At 69.2% G+C, this 16,152-nt stretch carries 12 protein-coding genes; 2 read left to right on the top strand and 10 right to left on the bottom strand.

Annotation, left to right across the window (positions count from 1 at the left end; genetic code table 11):
- Positions 1–16 precede the first annotated feature (16 nt).
- The 4 genes from DFS13_RS26060 to DFS13_RS26045 are packed head-to-tail and all read right to left on the bottom strand — an operon-like array spanning position 17 to position 3,829.
- Positions 17–784, bottom strand: a complete 768-nt coding sequence (locus DFS13_RS26060) for an ABC transporter permease (protein ID WP_006489111.1) — start codon at positions 782–784, stop codon at positions 17–19.
- Positions 781–1,734, bottom strand: coding sequence for an ABC transporter ATP-binding protein (locus tag DFS13_RS26055; RefSeq protein WP_059720695.1), 954 nt, complete (start codon positions 1,732–1,734; stop codon positions 781–783). The genes DFS13_RS26060 and DFS13_RS26055 overlap by 4 nt, the downstream gene beginning before the upstream one ends.
- Positions 1,731–2,909, bottom strand: coding sequence for an ABC transporter permease (locus DFS13_RS26050; protein ID WP_012493541.1), 1,179 nt, complete (start codon positions 2,907–2,909; stop codon positions 1,731–1,733). The genes DFS13_RS26055 and DFS13_RS26050 overlap by 4 nt, the downstream gene beginning before the upstream one ends.
- Positions 2,906–3,829 carry an ABC transporter substrate-binding protein gene (locus tag DFS13_RS26045; RefSeq protein ID WP_006493662.1) on the bottom strand — a complete coding sequence of 308 codons (924 nt, stop codon included), beginning with the start codon at positions 3,827–3,829 and terminating at the stop codon, positions 2,906–2,908. Before DFS13_RS26045 ends, DFS13_RS26050 begins: the two co-directional genes overlap by 4 nt.
- Before the next feature lie 167 nt (positions 3,830–3,996).
- Between DFS13_RS26045 and DFS13_RS26040 the strand changes: the two genes are divergently transcribed.
- Positions 3,997–4,926, top strand: coding sequence for a 2-hydroxyacid dehydrogenase (locus tag DFS13_RS26040; protein ID WP_111442274.1), 930 nt, complete (start codon positions 3,997–3,999; stop codon positions 4,924–4,926).
- Positions 4,927–4,947: 21 nt separating this feature from the next.
- Here the strand turns inward: DFS13_RS26040 and DFS13_RS26035 are convergent, their stop codons facing one another.
- Together DFS13_RS26035 and DFS13_RS26030 are read right to left on the bottom strand one after the other, a co-directional pair.
- Entirely contained in the window at positions 4,948–5,316 is a 369-nt protein-coding gene (locus DFS13_RS26035) for an NUDIX domain-containing protein (RefSeq protein WP_006496832.1), read from the bottom strand.
- 132 nt (positions 5,317–5,448) lie between these two features.
- Positions 5,449–7,419 carry a Xaa-Pro dipeptidyl-peptidase gene (locus tag DFS13_RS26030; RefSeq protein ID WP_111442273.1) on the bottom strand — a complete coding sequence of 657 codons (1,971 nt, stop codon included), beginning with the start codon at positions 7,417–7,419 and terminating at the stop codon, positions 5,449–5,451.
- Between the two features lie 550 nt (positions 7,420–7,969).
- Here DFS13_RS26030 and DFS13_RS26025 point away from each other — a divergent pair.
- Positions 7,970–8,782 carry a hypothetical protein gene (locus tag DFS13_RS26025; protein WP_181461626.1) on the top strand — a complete coding sequence of 271 codons (813 nt, stop codon included), beginning with the start codon at positions 7,970–7,972 and terminating at the stop codon, positions 8,780–8,782.
- A 26-nt stretch (positions 8,783–8,808) separates the two neighbouring features.
- Here DFS13_RS26025 and DFS13_RS26020 read toward each other — a convergent pair whose 3' ends face one another.
- From DFS13_RS26020 to acs, 4 genes are all read right to left on the bottom strand, one after another.
- Complete coding sequence (locus DFS13_RS26020; protein ID WP_080332001.1) at positions 8,809–10,077, bottom strand: lipoprotein-releasing ABC transporter permease subunit; 1,269 nt, start codon at positions 10,075–10,077, stop codon at positions 8,809–8,811.
- An 894-nt stretch (positions 10,078–10,971) separates the two neighbouring features.
- A complete protein-coding gene (locus tag DFS13_RS26010) occupies positions 10,972–12,378 on the bottom strand; it encodes a methyl-accepting chemotaxis protein (protein ID WP_111442271.1) in 1,407 nt (468 codons plus the stop codon).
- Positions 12,379–12,636: 258 nt separating this feature from the next.
- Positions 12,637–13,707 carry a porin gene (locus DFS13_RS26005; protein WP_006486121.1) on the bottom strand — a complete coding sequence of 357 codons (1,071 nt, stop codon included), beginning with the start codon at positions 13,705–13,707 and terminating at the stop codon, positions 12,637–12,639.
- Between the two features lie 215 nt (positions 13,708–13,922).
- The gene (gene acs / locus DFS13_RS26000; protein WP_109342832.1) at positions 13,923–15,905 is read right to left on the bottom strand and encodes an acetate--CoA ligase; all 1,983 of its coding nucleotides are present in this window, start codon (positions 15,903–15,905) and stop codon (positions 13,923–13,925) included.
- Positions 15,906–16,152: the final 247 nt, after the last annotated feature.

Below are 16,152 nucleotides of genomic sequence, written 5' to 3'. Positions count from 1 at the left end.
AATTGCGCAACGGCTGCTAGGCGCGCCGCGCGCTCGCTACCCGCGCAATCGCGCCGATCGCATCGCTGACGAGCACCGCGAGCAAGCCGACGATCACGCCGCCTTGCAGCACGAACGCGGTGTTCGATGTCTGCAGGCCCGCGATGATCACGTCGCCGAGCCCGCGCGCTGCGACGGTCGAGCCGATCGTCGCGGTGCCGAGATTGATCACGACCGCGAGGCGGATGCCGTTGACGATCACCGGGAACGCGAGCGGCAGCTCGACGGACACCAGTTGCTGCCACCCGCTCATCCCCATCCCGCGTGCGGCGTCGACGACGTCGCGCGGCACGTCCTCGAGCCCCGCGATCGTGCTTTCGAAAACCGGCAGGAGCCCGTACAACACGAGCGCGATCAGCACGGGTTTCAATCCGAAGCCGACTGCCGGCACCGCGAGCGCGAGCACGGCGACCGGCGGGAAGGTCTGGCCGATATCGACGACGCTGCGCGCGACCGGCAGGAAATCGGCGCCGAACGGACGCGTGACCGCGATGCCGGCCGAGACCGCGACGATCGTGCCGATCAGGCTCGACAGCGCGACCGTGCCGAGGTGCGCGAGCGTGAGATCGAGCAGGCTCGCGCGATCGTAGATCACCGGAGCGCCGTTGTCCGCGAACGGCGCGAACAGACCCTGCAGCCAGGCCGGGCGCAACAACAGCACGAGCAGCAGCGCGAGCGCGGCCGCGCGGGCGACGTACGCGGGAAGCGACGGCCGCTTGGGCCCCACGCTGCTGCGCGTCGTCATGCGGGCTGCCTCGCGTGCGAGCGGATCGCGTCGAGCGTGATGCGACGGGGGCCGTGTGCGTGACGGTCGCCGGTGGCCGTATCGTCGACGGGCAGCGCGTCGACACCGCGCCACAACAATTCGGACACCGCATCGCGCAGTGTGCGCGTCGCGGCGATCGGTTCGCCGTCGGCGTGGCCGGCTTCGGCCACGGCGTCGATCGGCGTGAGCGCGAGCAGGCGCAGCGGCCGGTCGACGCCCGCGACCAGTTGTTCGACCACCCCCGCTGCCGGCCGGCCGAGAATCTCGGCGGGCGACGCGACCTGCAGCAGCCGGCCGCCATCCATCACCGCGATCGTGTCGCCGAGCTTCAGCGCTTCCTCGATATCGTGCGTGACGATCACCACGGTGATGCCGAGGCGGCGCTGCAGCGCGAACAGGTCGTCCTGCGCCTTGTTGCGGATGATCGGATCCAGCGCGCCGAACGGTTCGTCCATCAGCAGCATCGCGGGCTCGGCGGCGAGGGCGCGCGCCACCCCGACGCGCTGCTGCTGGCCGCCCGACAGTTCGTGCGGCAGCTTGCCGGCGAATTCGGCCGGCGCGAGGTGGAACAGGTCGAGCAGTTCGTTCACGCGCGCGGCGATGCGCTCGGCCGGCCAGCCGAGCAGGCGCGGCACGGTCGCGATGTTGCGCGCGACGCTCCAGTGCGGAAACAGCCCGTGCCCCTGGATCGCATAGCCGATGCCGCGGCGAAGTTGCTCGGGTGCGACCGTCGCCGTATCGACGCCGTCGATGCGGATCGTGCCGCTGGTCGGCGCGATCAGCCGGTTGATCATGCGCAGCAGCGTCGACTTGCCGCTGCCCGATGCGCCGACGAGCGCCGTGATCGTGCCGCGCTGCATCGTCAGCGATACGTCGTCGACGGCGACCACGTCGCCGAAGCGTTTGCCGACTCGTTCGATCTCGATCATCCTGCACGTCCCTTCGCGAGCGACGTCGCGGCTTCGAACACGACGGCGGCCGCCAGTGCGAGCGCGATCGTCGGGATCGCGCCGAGCAGCACGAGATCGGCGGCCGATTGACCGATCCCCTGGAAGATGAAGGTGCCGAATCCGCCGCCGCCGATCAGCGCGGCAACCGCGGTCAGCCCGATGTTCTGCACGAGCACGATGCGCACGCCGCTCAGGATCACCGGCAGCGCGAGCACGAGGTCGACGCGCAGCAGCCGCTGCACGCGCGTCATGCCCATCGCGCGGGCCGCTTCGGTCACGTGCGGCGGCACCTGTTCGAGTCCGACCACGACGCTCGACGCGATCGGCAGCAGTGAGTAGAGGAACAACGCGAGCACGGCCGGCGCGACGCCGATCCCGCGAATGCCGAGCGCGGCCGCGAGCGGCACGTGCGCGGCGAGCAGGCCGAGCGGCGCCATCATCAGCCCGTACATCGCGATGCTGGGGATCGTCTGCACGATATTGAGCACCGGCATCGCGACGGTGCGCACCGCCGCGATGCGCGCACAGGCGATGCCGAGCGGCACGCCGGCCACGAGCGCGGCGGCGACCGAGCCGCCCGCGAGCGACACGTGACGGATCGCTTCGCGCCAGAAATCGTCGCTGCGCACCGCGTATTCGCGCATCACGGAGAGGCCGTCCCACCAGCCGCTCGCGAGCGGCACGGCAACCGCCGCGATCGCGACGGCGAGCGCGGCAAGACGCCGCCACGGGCCGAACGCGAGGCGCGCGAGCGCGTCGGCGATGAGCACGGCCCACGCGAACAGCAGCAGCCAGACGCCGGCGTCGGGCGACACGCGGGCCAGCATGTCGTCGGGCGCGACGACGTGCGTCGCGGCCGCGCCGACCGCATACGCGAGCGTCGCGAGCCCCGCGCAGCCGGCGGCGAGCCGCCACGCGGGGCGGCTCGCCGTCATCGCCCACAGCGCGCCGACGGTCCACAGCGCGGCCAGCGCGGCGCCCTGCATCGCCGGCAGCGCGGCGAACACCGACAGCCCGGTGCCGGCCGCGATCCGGTTCGGCCGCAGCACCGCGAACGACAGGCCGAACACGGCGACGATCGTCAGGATGCCGATCAGGATGCCGACCTTGTCGAGCGTGACGCGCCGCGCGGACGCGGCCGCGCGCTCCGTCATTTCACGAAACCCTTCGCTTTCAGGTAGCTTTTCGCGACGCCGGCCGCCGGCTCGCCGTTGAGCTGGATGCGGGCGTTCAGCGATTGCAGCGTCTTCAGGTCGAGGCTCGCGAACACGGGCTTGAGCAAGTCGGCAATCTGCGGATGCGCTTTCAGCGCGGCTTCGCGGATCACCGGCGCCGGCGCGTAGACGGGCTGCACGTGCTTGTCGTCGTCGAGCACCGCGAGGCCGCTCGATGCGATGCCGCCGTCGGTGCCGTAGACCATCGCGGCGTTCACGCCGTCGGTCTGGTTCGCGGCGGCCTTGATCGTCGCGGCCGTGTCGCCGCCGGACAGCACGACGAGCTGCTCGGGCTTCAGCTTGAAGCCGTACGCTTTCTCGAACGACGGCAGCGCCGATGCGCTGTTCACGAATTCGGCCGAGGCCGCGAGCTTCACCTTGCCGCCGCCGGCCACCCACTTGCCGAAGTCGGAGAAGGTCTTCAGGTGCTGCGACTGAGCGACGGGCGCAAGCAGCGCGACGCCCCACGTGTTGTTCGCGGGCGCCGGGGCGAGCCACACGAGATGGTTCGCCGCGTAGTCGAGTTTTTTCGCGGTGTCGTAGCCCTGGCTCGCGTTCTTCCACACCGGGTCGTCGGCCTTGTTGAAGAAGAACGCGGCGTTGCCCGTGTATTCGGGGTAGACGTCGATCTCGCCGCTCGTGAGCGCCTTGCGCACGATCGGCGTCGTGCCGAGCGCGATCTTTTCGGTGACGGGAATGCCGTGGGCCTTCAGCACCTGCGAAATGAGGTTGCCGAGCAGGTTGCCTTCGGTGTCGATTTTCGACGACACCACGACGGGCGTGTCGGCGTGCGCGCCGGGCGCCACGATGGCGGCGGCGAACGCGAGGCCCAGGATCCGGGCGGGCAGGGCGAGCTTCATCGGGGCCAATCTCCAGGACGGGGGCGTACGCCGAAAGTTACTTGACTGAGCGGGCTTTGGCAAACCGCGTGCGGCGGCGTGTCCACAGCCGGTGTGGGGATAACCCGCATCCGTCATGCGGGCTTGTTACACTGAAATTCGTTCCCCGCCTGCGGACATTTGCTGACATGAAGCCCGAGCTGCTGGTCCTCATCGCGCTGCGCGGCGACGCGCATCGCGAGATCGCCGCGTCGTTCGACGTGCGTTATGCCCCGACGCCCGATGCGCGCGAACGCGCGATCGCCGAACACGGCAGCACGATTCGTGCGGTGCTGACCAACGGCAGCACCGGGCTGACCGCCGCCGAGATCGACCGGCTGCCGCAACTTACGTTCGTCAGCGCGCTCGGCGCGGGCTACGAGCACATCGACGTCGCGCATGCGAAGGCGCGCGGCATTGTCGTGGTCACGGGCGCCGGCACCAACGACGATTGCGTCGCCGATCACGCGTTCGCGCTGCTGCTCGCGGCGGTGCGCAACGTCGTGCAGCTCGATGCGAAGACCCGCGCGGGCGTATGGCGCGACGGGCTGTCGATGCCGCCGAACGTGTCGGGCAAGAAGCTCGGCATCGTCGGGCTCGGCAAGATCGGCGAGAAATGCGCGCGCCGCGTGGCCGGCTTCGACATCGAGATCGGTTATCACAACCGGTCGGAGAAGCCCGTGCCGTATCGCTATTTCCACCGGGTCGACGCGCTCGCGCAGTGGGCCGATTTCCTGATCGTCGCGACGCCGGGCGGCGTGGGCACGCGGCATCTGATCGATCGCACCGTGCTGGACGCGCTCGGCCCCGGCGGCTTTCTCGTCAACGTGTCGCGCGGCAGTGTTGTCGATACCGCTGCTTTGGCGGACGCGTTGCGCGAACGGCGCATCGCGGGCGCGGGGCTCGACGTGTACGAAGGCGAACCGGAGCCGCCGCGTGCGCTGACGGATCTCGACAGCGTCGTGCTCACGCCGCACATGGGCGGCTGGTCGCCCGAGGCACTCGATCGTTCGGTGCGGCAGTTTCTCGACAACGCGGCGCGGCATTTCGCGGGGCAACCGGTGTTGACGCCGGTGTGAGCGCCGCGCGGCGGCGTCGAATCAGTCCGCCTGCTTGCAGAATGTCCAGTAGAAATCCGGCAGGTTCGCCGGCTTGTCGGCATCGAGATCGATCCAGCCGAACTGGTGGTGCTCGTCGCTCAGCACGATGTCATGGCGATCGACCTCGCACTGGAAGCACACGATCAGTACGCGCTTGCCCGGCACGACCTCGCACGAGCGGCTGCCCACGTAGCGGATCGCCGACGCGACGATTCCGCATTCTTCCTGCACTTCGCGGGTGACCGCGTCTTCGAGCGATTCGCCCGCTTCGGGCCAGCCGCCCGGCAGCTCCCACTCGTCGCGGGGATTGCGCAGGAACAGGACGGAACGGCCATCGCGGACGATGGCTTTGGCGCTGAGAGGAATCATGGGGGCTCACCGTAGGCATTCGATTGCCGCAGCCTAGCGCAGGTGTTCCCTTCTTGCCGCGATGCCCCCGCCCGCATCGACGCGGATGCGGGCGGGGGAGACGGCAGCGTCAGGCTGCCAGCCGGCGCACGACTACGCGCCCGTCGATGATGACGCGAGCGGCACCGTCACCGACGTGCCGGCCGGATCGAGCGTCAGGCCCGTGCCGGGCGTCGGTCGCAGCGTCGCCTCGTAGTCGCTGGAGAGGACGACGAGCCCCAGCCGGTGGCCGGCTTCCAGCCGGTAGTCGCGCGGCATGAAGGTCAGCTTCAGGTCGTACGGCATGCCGGGCAGCACCGGTTGCGACACCCACTCGGACAGCCGGTTGCGCGGGTCGGTCCATGCGCGCGTGACGATCGTCGCCGTGCCGTCCGGCGCGCGGTCGACCAGCAGCGCCGTCACGTTCGCGACGCCCGTGAAGGTCAGCCTGACGTGCGCGGTCGCGGTGCCGGAGATGCGCGTGGCGGCTGTCAGCGGGGCCGTCTCGAAGCGGCTGCGGTTTTCGCCGGTCGGCGCGTTCGCCAGCGTGAGCGCGGGAATGCGCGCATCGTCGGTGAAGCGCGCGAGCGGGCCGCCGCTCGGCAGCCGCAGCAGCGTGCCGGTACCGGCGCCGTCGCCGCCCGCGAAGTACGTGACCGGCGTGGCGCGCCGCGCGGCCCAGTCGGCTTCCTTCAGCAGCGTGCCGTCCGCCTGCGCGATCACCGCGCGCGGATCCTGCTCGACGCCGTTGTCATAGCCGATCAGGTAGCGCGTGAACCAGCGGTTCACCTCCGCGGTCCACGCGTCGGCCATGCCCGGCACGCGGGTCGGATCGGTGTGCTTCAGGCGATGCAGCCACAGCTGGGTCGGCACGCCCTGGCGTCGCATCGCCAGATACCACGACGTCGACTGGTCGACGCGCACGTTGTCGTCGGTGAGGCCCTGCGCGACGAGCGCCGGCGCGACCGCGAACCCGGTCGGGATGTCGCGTGCGGCCCAGAACGGCGAATAGTCGCCGGTCTTGCGGTCTTCCTGCTGCAGTGCTTCGTCGATCAGGTGCGTGCAGCGCTCCGGATGCGCGTTGGTCAGCAGCGCCTTGATGTAGACGTCGACGTCCTCGCCCTGATAGCCTTCCGGCGCGCGCACGAGGCCGCCCGAGCGGTAGTAGCCGTACATGTTCGACAGCCCGGCGATCGGCACGATCGCGTCGAGCCCGCGCGTGCGCAGGCTGGCGACCATCTTCGGCAGCGTGCCGTCGTACGACACGCCGTACATGCCGACGTGGCCGGTCGACCAGTTCGCGACGACCGTCTTGCCGTTCGCGTCCTTCGCGGTCGCATCGCGGCCGAGCCAGCGGATCACCGACGCCATCGCGACCGATTCGTCGCGCGTCAGGATCGTCGGGCAGCCGTCCGAGCCGGCGGTGCCGAGCGAATCCGCATAGACGATCGTGAAGCCGCGCGGCACGAAATAGCTTTCGATCCACGAGCGGCCGGCGGCAGCCGCCTCGACCTGCTGCAGCATCCGCGATTGCGGCGCCGCGGCCAGGATGCGGGCGGACGCCGATGCGGGCGCGCCGGCGGTCGCGGCCGGATGCGGCGTGCCGTCGAGTTCGACGTCGACGTCGTGATTGGGGCTGTCGGCGAGCCCGGCGTAATACGGGCTCGCGAGCACGATGACGGGCGTGCGCGCGCCGTTCGCGGTTTCGGATGGCCGCACGATGCGTACGTGGATGCGGTCGCGCGTGCCGTCGCCGTCGGAATCGACCGGCGTGTCGACCCACGCGTTTTCCTCGATCGTGCCGCCCGACAGCGACGGCTGCACCTGGCCGTTGCTGATCACCGGCTTGTAGCGTCCGCCGCTCGCCGGATTCGCGTACGGCACGCCGGACGGCGAAAAGCGCGACGCGAGCGATGGCGTATTGGCCGTGTCGGCCGCGGCGGAGGCCCCCTCCTGTTGGCCCTGCGCGAGCGCTGACACGCCCGCCACGCTGCCGCCGTCGTCGCCGCCGCACGCGGCGAGCGTCGCGGCCGCCACGAGCGCGGGCAGCCATGCGCGCCGCACTCCGGTTCGATGAATGTTCATTGAATCGACCTCGTCTCTTGTGTTTGTCTGGAACCGGCTGGCTCGCGATACGCCCCCTGCGGCCTGGCCGGGTGCTGCGTCGGATGAAGCGGAACTGCACCATCAAAAAACGGCGGGCGAGATGGATGAGCGTCTCGCCCGGTGCCGGCGCGCGTCAGGCGGCGCGCATCCGGCCGGCGTCGAGGCGAGTGCATCGCCCCGAACGGAAATCGTCAGTGCGGCGGTTCGCTGCGAATGCAGGACTGCGAATCAAATGCGGGCATGCCCGGGATTCCTTCAGGTTTCGAATGAAACGGAACGGCACGATGCAATGAGGCGGGAATGTTGCGAACGGCGGTGCTGCAACGGCAGGAAAGCGCGACGCGAGTCGGCACGCTGGCCGGATTGCTTTCCGGAAGCTTGCGCAAAAGTTATCTCAGCGAAATGCCCGTGTCAAACTTTTTTAGTTCGGGTCAAACAAAGTTTCGACGTGTGTGTTGCATGCACGCTCAACTTCCCGGCCATCCGTCCGTAAACAATGAAAAACGCGCTGAAAACGAGAGAGAGGGCAATGACGATTCCGGTCACGGCGGCGGGCGGCCTTACGCTCGCGCAAATGGCACAGGCGGCGCTCGACGGGCGTCAGACGACGGACGCGACCGCGTCCGGCGCACCGCAAGACGCGCCGATCGGCATCCGGGCAATCGACCCGGAAGCGCAGCAGGCGGCGCTGACGAAACAGTTGTCGATGGTGGGCGACCTGTCGATGAAGCTGCGCGGCGTGACCGACGCGCTCGCGACGAGCCTGCGGGACATCGTCGCGAAGCGGCCGGACCTGGCCGATGCGCCATTCGATTTCATGACCGACGCCGGCCGGATCAAGGTGGTGTCGACGACGTTGACCGACAGCGACCGCGCATGGATCGAGTCGACGCTGAATGCGAACGCCGGCCTCGTGCTCGCGACGCGCGCGTTTCACGAGCAGGCCGTCGATATCGCCGCGCAGGGTGCGGCCGTGCGAGGCGATACGTTCACGGACAGCGATCGCGCGGCGGCGAGTCAGGGCGCCGACACGCGCTTTCACTTCATGAGCCTGCTCGACCGGTCGGTCGCGGACAACCCGCCGCCCGTGCCGCCCGGCGGGCACTTCACCACGCAGGACGGCACGACGCTGACGATCGCGCCGTCGGCCGGCAGCGCGCGCGGCACGCTCGCGTTGCTGGACGCCGCACGCCAGCTATCGTCGGGCACGGCGATCTTCGTCGACGCGTCCGGCAACAAGTCCTACGGCATGCGCGTGGAACTCGTCAACGTCGGCTTCGACGTGCTCGCCGGCTACACGCCGGACGGCGGCAACAGCGTCGGTTTCCACGAGATCGCGTAACGCCGCGCCAATCGAGCCGGCTGCGTCTACTCGTCGCGCAACGCTTCGGCCGGCCGCACCCGTGCGGCGCGCCAGCTCGGGTACAGCGTCGCGACGCACGACATCAGGAACGCGGCCGACGCGATCTCGATCACGTCGAGCGCCGACAGCTTCGACGGCAGCGCGCTGAGGAAATACACGGACGGCGTCAGGAAGCGGATGCCGAGCAGTTGCTCGATCGCCGGCAGCACCACCGGGATGCTCACCGCGATCGCGCAGCCGAGCGCGACGCCTGCCAGCGTGCCGGCGAGGCCGATCGTCATCCCCTGGATCGCGAAGATCTTCATGATCGAGCGGGGCGGCGCGCCGAGCGTGCGCAGGATCGCGATGTCGCCCTGCTTCTGCGTGACCGTCATCACGAGCGACGACACGAGGTTGAACGCGGCGACCGCGACGATCAGCATCAGGATCAGCGACAGCATGCGTTTCTGCAGCCGCTCGGCCTCGAACCACGTGCGGTTCTGCCGCGTCCAGTCGCGGATATACAGGTCGCCCGACAGCGTACGCGACAGCGCCAGCGCGATCTCCGGCGCACGCTGCAGATCGTCGATGCGCAGCCGGATGCCGGTCGGCGCGGGCACGTTGAACAGTTGCTGCGCATCGCGGATGTGGATGTACGCGAGCGCGCTGTCGTACTGATAGTGGCCCGACTCGAACGTGCCGACCACGTTGAACTGGCGGAACCGCGGCAGCGCATCGCCCAGGCGCGCACGGTTGCCGGGCGCGAAGAACGTGATGCGGTCGCCGATCTTCACGTGCAGTGCATCGGCGAGCGCGGCGCCGAGCACGATGCCCATCTCGCCCGGCGCGAGCGCGTCGAGGCGCCCGGTCTTCAGCTTGCGCGCGATCTCGGACACGCGCGGTTCGAGCACGGGATCGATGCCGCGCAGTGCGACGCCCGTCACGTTGCCCGCGTTCGTCAGCAACGCCTGCGCGTCGACGTAGGGTGCGACGGCACGCACCGCCGCATTCTGTAACGATTCGTGCGCGGTCAGTCGCCAGTCGGGCATCGCGCCGGACGGCGAGAAGATTTCCACGTGCGCGAGCACCGACAGCATCCGGTCGCGCACCTCGGTGCGAAAGCCGTTCATCACCGACAACACGACGATCAGCGCGGCCACGCCGAGCGCGATGCCGGCCATCGCGGCGCCGGCGATGAACGACACGAAGCCGTCGCCGGCCGAGCGTCGGCCGCCGCGCGCGTAGCGCAGCCCGATCTGCCATTCGAACGGGAGTTTCAAGCGGTTTCCTTTCATTTCGATTCGATCCTGCCGAGCCGCGCATTCTAGCGAACGTGGCGCGACCGCGTGCAGCCGTCGAGTAGCGACGGCCCGCGACCAGCCGATACCCGACCGCCTGCCGGGTCGGCGACGTATCGTGGACGGCGCCCGCGTGGGCCGCAACGGGTCGAAGCCGTGATGCTGCACGAGGACCGCTGGTTCCGGTGGCATCCGGGTTTCAATCCGTACGGGCTCGCGTGCGACGCATGGATCACCTACGTGCGCGGCGGGCAGGACGCGATCGACCGTGCGCTGGCCGCGTCGCGTAACCGGCTGTATGCGCGCTGGTTGACGACGCATCCGGGCGATGCGTCGCTCAAGCCGCTGTCCGCGTTGCCGTTCGACGCGCCGCATGCGGTCGACCAGGCGCTCGCCGCGCGCAACGATACGCGCGACATGGGCGTGAAGGCGCGGGTCGGCCCCGCGAACTTCTTCGATCGCTCGATCGACGGGCAGGTGAATGGCACGCTCGCGCGGCGCTCGCCGGGCTCCGGGCTCCAGCCGTTCGTCTATGCGCCCGGCTTCGACCGGGGCGTGCTGCATCCGGATTGCCGCGATGCCGGGCAGGTCGAAGGCGACCCGCCGCGCGTCACGTCGCCGCTACACGGCAGTCCGTATGCGAAGCGCGTGAAGACCACCGACGAAACGCGCATCGCGTTCAACGCGACCGCCGATGCGAGCGCGCATGCGCTGTACGGGTTCGTCAACGATGCGTACGTCGGCCGCCGCGCACCGGCGACGCGTTGTTCTGGCGGCCGCGCACGGCCGGCAGCTATACGGTGCGGGTGGTCGACGATCACGGCCGCAGCGATCAGCGGCCGCCGGGAGTGGGGCTGGAGCAGTAAGCAGGCGCGGCCCGCTCGCGCCGGTTCAGACGCTGTAGCCGATTCTCAGCACGCCCCACGGCCGTCCGCCGACGACGATCGGCGCGGACACGTCCTTCATCAGCGCGAACTGGCCGTTGCCCATGTCGCGCCGATAGGTCTGCAACAGGAACGGCTTGTCATGCGCCACGGACATGCGCGCCGTGCGGTCCGTGTAGATCCGGCGGTTCCGGCAATTCGCCGCGTTCCACGCGGCGTCCGAGCGCTGAGGCAGCGAGAACTTCCGGTTGTGGGTCGGCAGGTAGCACTGCCGGTCGAAGCTCGCGCAATAGACGATGCGTTCGTCGAGATCGAGCACCGGCTCCTGGAAGGCCGGCAGCACGCGATCGGTAAACGCCGTGAAGCGCGTCATGAACTGCTGCGGGTCGGTGCCGGGAATCGGTTCGTAGTGCGTGTCGAAGAGCGCGTCGAGCGTGATGTCGCCGCGGCCGACCGCCTCCTCGAAGAGTTTGCCGATCGCGGCGGCCGTGCTGCGCGCGGCGTCGATCAGGCGCGTGTCGGGCGATTCGATACCGGTCGCGGCGGTGAGCTCGATCAGCGTCTCGGAGACGGAGAGCAGATTGCCGAGCCGGTCCTTGGCCTGCGAGAAGTTCTGGGCCGAGTTCTCGACGCCGGACGCCATCTCGCCCACCTGTTCGTCGAGACGATGGCACTGCGTCTCGATCTCGTCCGTCAGCGACGCGATCTGTTCGGCCTCGCCGGCGAGTTCGGTGATCGCGTGACCGGTCGCGTGCACGACCTCGCCGATCGTGCGCGTGCCCTCGCGCACGCGATGTGCGCGGGCGGCGTTGTCGGTGCCTTCCGCGAGCAGGTGTTCGGTCTGCTCGGCGAGCCGCGCGAGGGTCGTCTCGATCTGGGCCGTCGCCTGCCCGGTCTTCGCGGACAGGTTCTTGACCTCGGCCGCGACGACCGCGAAGCTGCGGCCCGACTCGCCGGCGCGCGCGGCCTCGATCGCGGCGTTCAGCGCGAGCAGGTGGGTCTGGCGCGCGATGACGGAGATTTCCTCGGACACGGCCCGCACGTGATCGAGTGCGTCGCGCAGCGCGCCCATCTGGTCGCTGATCGTGGTGACGCCCTCGACGAGGCCGTGAATGTCGGCGAGCGAGGCCTCGATCGTCTGCTGCGACTGCCGGACCGCATTCGACGCATTGGCGCTGACGTCGCGCACCTGCTGCGCGGCCTCGGCGATCCGGTGGTTGCCGCGCAGCGTGAGGGCGGCCGATTCGCGCAGCGTGTGGCACACCTCCGCCTGTCGGGCGACGCGGGCCGCGACTTCCTCGACGTGACCCGACACGTCGCAGATCTCGATGCCCAGCCTGCCGGCCTGTTCGGCGATGTCGCCGACGAGCGCGCGCGACGAACGGCGGCCGCGGCCGATTCCGAAGAAGTTCACGTTGGTGGGTCTCCTTGAGGACATGCGCACCGGGTTCCCGGCGGATGGTGGGCGTGCGTTCCTGACTTGACGGCTGCACGGCCGCGGACTTGAGGTCGGGTAAACATCGAGATCGGCATCCCCGACGGCCGGACCGGCGCCGGGCGGGGCGCGTTTGCACCACGTTTGCGCCACGTTTGCCGTGGCGGCCGCGCGGCCGCGCGGCGGCGTGACGAGGGACGGGCGGCGCGTGGCGGCCGCCCGTCCACAGGCGCTGCGTCAGAACACGTGGTGAATGCCGGCGTTGACGCCGACCGTCGTGCCCGGCAGCCCGTACAGCGCGCCGCCCGTGATGCCGAGGCCGGTATTCATCGCGCCGTGGTTGTTGACGACGCCGACCTGCGCATACAGGCCGGTTCGCTTCGACAGGCTGTAGTCGGCGCCGATCGCGGCCAGCAGCGAATGATTGTGCGAGTCGTTGCGGTCGGTCGTGTACCACGCGCCGGTGTTCAGGTCGAGGGCCGGCGTGACGCGGTAGTCGAGGCCGGCGCTATACACGTTATTGCTGAACGAGCCGGCGACCTTGTAGCTCGTGAACGACGCCTTGCCGGTCACCGGCCCGAACGTGTAGGCGGCACCGATCGTGCGGCCGACGAACGCGACCGTGCTCGGCACCGGCGTCGGGGACGTACCGCCGTTGCCGTCGTAGAGCGCCGCGTTGAGCATGAAACCGCCGTTCGTATAGGTGAGGCTGCCGGAATACTGGCGTCCCGCCTGGAAGTCGCCGGCCTTGCCGCCGAAGCCGAACATCGCGCTGGCCGTCAGCCCGGCGATGGTCGGGCTCGTGTACGAAATCGCGTTCGGATTGAAGAGGCCCGTGACGAGCACGTTGTCGACGTACGGAACCAGCGCGGCGCCGAAGTGCGAGACGTTGCGCGGATCCGATCCGAGGATCGCGAGCACGAACGGCGAGAACTGCAGGCCGACCTTCGTTTCGCCGAAGCCGCCGTCGATTCCGACCCATGCCTGGCGGCCGAAGAAGTTGCCGTTCGAGTGGCCGAACGCGCCGTCCGTGATGTTGAAGCCGCTTTCCAGCTTGAATCGCGCGTGCAGCCCGCCGCCGAGATCCTCGGTGCCCGTGATGCCGAAGTTGGTCGGCGTCATGCCCGTGTCGGTCAGCGCGAACTGGCGTCCGGCGTTGCCGCCGGTCGCCGAATCCAACGAGCGGCTCGTATAGAGCAATGCGGCGTCGAGGTCGCCGTACAGCGTGACGCTGCTCTGCGCGAAACTGCTCGTGCTTGCCGCCGCGCCCAGCAGCGCCGCGCAAATCGTCCATGTCCTGCTCTTCATCGTCTGTCTCCGTTTTGTGAGTGTTGTAATACGCACAACTGATTAAACCTTCGTTGGCGGAAGCGCTGCGAGCCGCCTGCATGCCGTGCCGTCGGGGAACGCACGGCGATGCTTCTCGCCGGCGCGAACGCGGCCGCGAGCCCGGCGTGGGAAACGGGCCAGCGGCCGTGCTGCGACGCCGCGGTGAAGCGATGCGCCCGCCGTGGCGGGCGGCGTTACATCGAACGGTTCAACTGCTCGAGGATGGCCGGGTTCTCGAGCGTGGACGTGTCCTGCGTGATCGCCTCGCCCTTCGCGAGCGAGCGCAGCAGGCGCCGCATGATCTTGCCCGAGCGCGTCTTCGGCAGGTTGTCGCCGAAGCGGATGTCCTTCGGCTTCGCGATCGGCCCGATCTGCTTGCCGACCCAGTCGCGCAGCGTCTTCGCGAGCGCCGCCGCTTCGTCGCCTTCCGGGCGCGAACGCTTCAGCACCACGAACGCCACGACCGCCTCGCCCGTCGTATCGTCCGGACGGCCGACCACCGCCGCCTCGGCCACGAGTTCATGCGACACCAGCGCCGACTCGATCTCCATCGTGCCGAGCCGGTGGCCCGACACGTTCAGCACGTCGTCGATCCGGCCCATGATCGTGAAGTAGCCGGTCTCCTTGTCGCGCACGGTGCCGTCGCCGGCCAGATAGAGCGTGCCGCCGAGCTCTTCCGGGTAGTAACTCTTCTTGAAACGCTCCGGATCGCCCCAGATCGTGCGGATCATCGCGGGCCACGGGCGCTTGACGACCAGAATGCCGCCTTGCCCGTTCGGCACGTCCTGCCCCGTCTCGTCGACCACCGCGGCCGTGATGCCCGGCAGCGGCAGCGTGCACGAACCCGGCACGGTCGGCGTGGCGCCCGGCAGCGGCGTGATCATGTGGCCGCCGGTCTCGGTCTGCCACCACGTATCGACGATCGGGCAGCGCTCGTGGCCGACGTGCTTGTGGTACCACATCCACGCTTCCGGATTGATCGGCTCGCCGACCGTGCCGATGATGCGCAGGCTCGACAGGTCATAGCTCTTCGGATGCACCTTGTCGTCGGCTTCGGCCGCCTTGATCAGCGAACGGATCGCGGTCGGCGCGGTGTAGAACACGGTGACCTTGTGATCGCCGATCATCTTCCAGAAACGGCCGGCGTCCGGATACGTCGGCACGCCTTCGAACACGACCTGCGTGCCGCCGCATGCGAGCGGGCCATAGGTGATGTACGTGTGGCCCGTGACCCAGCCGATGTCGGCCGTGCACCAGAACACGTCGTCGGGTTTCCAGTCGAAGGTCCACTTCATTGTCTGCGCGGCCCACAGCAGGTAGCCGCCCGTGCTGTGCTGCACGCCCTTCGGCTTGCCGGTCGAGCCCGACGTATACAGGATGAACAGCGGATGCTCGGCGCCGACCCAGGTCGGCTCGCAGCGGTCGGATTCGCCGTCCACCAACTCGTGCATCCACAGGTCGCGGTCTGCATGCCAGTCGATCTTGCCGCCGGTGCGGCGATAGACGATCACGCTCTTGACCGCTTCGCAGCCGCCCAGCGCGATCGCCTCGTCGGCGATGCTCTTGAGCGGCAGCGTCTTGCCGCCGCGCGCCTGCTCGTCGGCGGTGATCAGCGCGACCGCGCCGACGTCGACGAGCCGCTCGTTCAGCGATTTCGCGGAGAAGCCGCCGAACACGACCGAGTGGGTCGCGCCGATGCGCGCGCAGGCCTGCATCGCGACGATGCCTTCGATCGACATCGGAATGTAGATGACGACGCGATCGCCCTTGCCGATCCCGCGTTTCTTCAGCGCATTGGCGAAGCGCGACACGCGCGCGAGGAGATCGGCATAGGTGACGCGGGTGACGGTGCCGTCGTCGGCCTCGAAGATCACCGCGACGCGCTCGCCGTGGCCGGCTTCGACGTGACGGTCGAGACAGTTGTACGACGCGTTCAGCTCGCCGTCGTCGAACCAGGTGTAGAACGGCGCGTTGCGCTCGTCGAGCACCTTCGTGAACGGCTTGTGCCACGTGAGGCCTTCGCGCGCGAGACGCGCCCAGAAGCCTTCGTAATCCTGGTCGGCCTCGGCGACGAGCGCGCGGTAGGCCGGCATGCCGGAAATGGTCGCCGTCTTCTCGAGCGCCGCGGGCGGCGCGAACTGACGGGTTTCGTGAAGAACCGATTCGATCTTGGACAAGCGTGTCTCCATGCGTTCATGTGATTCCTGACGGCGCTCGGGAAAACGCAACATGCGTGCCAGTCGCGTGACGGATGGGGGCATGCGGCGCAAGCCGCGACGGTCCGGCGTGTCGCGCCCGCTCCCGGCTAAGCGGCGGCATCGCGGACGGTAGCGCGATGCGGCGCGGCGTTCAGAAATGCAGCAGGTCGTGTTGCAGTCCTGAGCAGTCGGGGCGAGCCGGCAGGTGGTCGTCCGGCACCGCCGC

Source organism: Burkholderia sp. 28_3 (assembly GCF_003253915.1).
In the GTDB taxonomy this organism is placed as follows: Bacteria; Pseudomonadota; Gammaproteobacteria; order Burkholderiales; family Burkholderiaceae; genus Burkholderia; species Burkholderia cenocepacia.
This window is presented reverse-complemented; position numbering and strand designations above follow the sequence as displayed.

Excerpts from the sequence above, each read along its gene's own strand:
- DFS13_RS26040 (WP_111442274.1), top strand. The coding sequence starts at position 3,997 with ATGAAGCCCGAGCTGCTGGTCCTCATCGCGCTGCGCGGCGACGCGCAT.
- DFS13_RS26060 (WP_006489111.1), bottom strand. The coding sequence starts at position 784 with ATGACGACGCGCAGCAGCGTGGGGCCCAAGCGGCCGTCGCTTCCCGCG.
- DFS13_RS26020 (WP_080332001.1), bottom strand. The coding sequence starts at position 10,077 with ATGAAAGGAAACCGCTTGAAACTCCCGTTCGAATGGCAGATCGGGCTG.
- DFS13_RS26035 (WP_006496832.1), bottom strand. The coding sequence starts at position 5,316 with ATGATTCCTCTCAGCGCCAAAGCCATCGTCCGCGATGGCCGTTCCGTC.
- DFS13_RS26055 (WP_059720695.1), bottom strand. The coding sequence starts at position 1,734 with ATGATCGAGATCGAACGAGTCGGCAAACGCTTCGGCGACGTGGTCGCC.
- DFS13_RS26050 (WP_012493541.1), bottom strand. The coding sequence starts at position 2,909 with ATGACGGAGCGCGCGGCCGCGTCCGCGCGGCGCGTCACGCTCGACAAG.
- DFS13_RS26030 (WP_111442273.1), bottom strand. The coding sequence starts at position 7,419 with ATGAACATTCATCGAACCGGAGTGCGGCGCGCATGGCTGCCCGCGCTC.
- DFS13_RS26045 (WP_006493662.1), bottom strand. The coding sequence starts at position 3,829 with ATGAAGCTCGCCCTGCCCGCCCGGATCCTGGGCCTCGCGTTCGCCGCC.
- DFS13_RS26025 (WP_181461626.1), top strand. The coding sequence starts at position 7,970 with ATGACGATTCCGGTCACGGCGGCGGGCGGCCTTACGCTCGCGCAAATG.
- DFS13_RS26005 (WP_006486121.1), bottom strand. The coding sequence starts at position 13,707 with ATGAAGAGCAGGACATGGACGATTTGCGCGGCGCTGCTGGGCGCGGCG.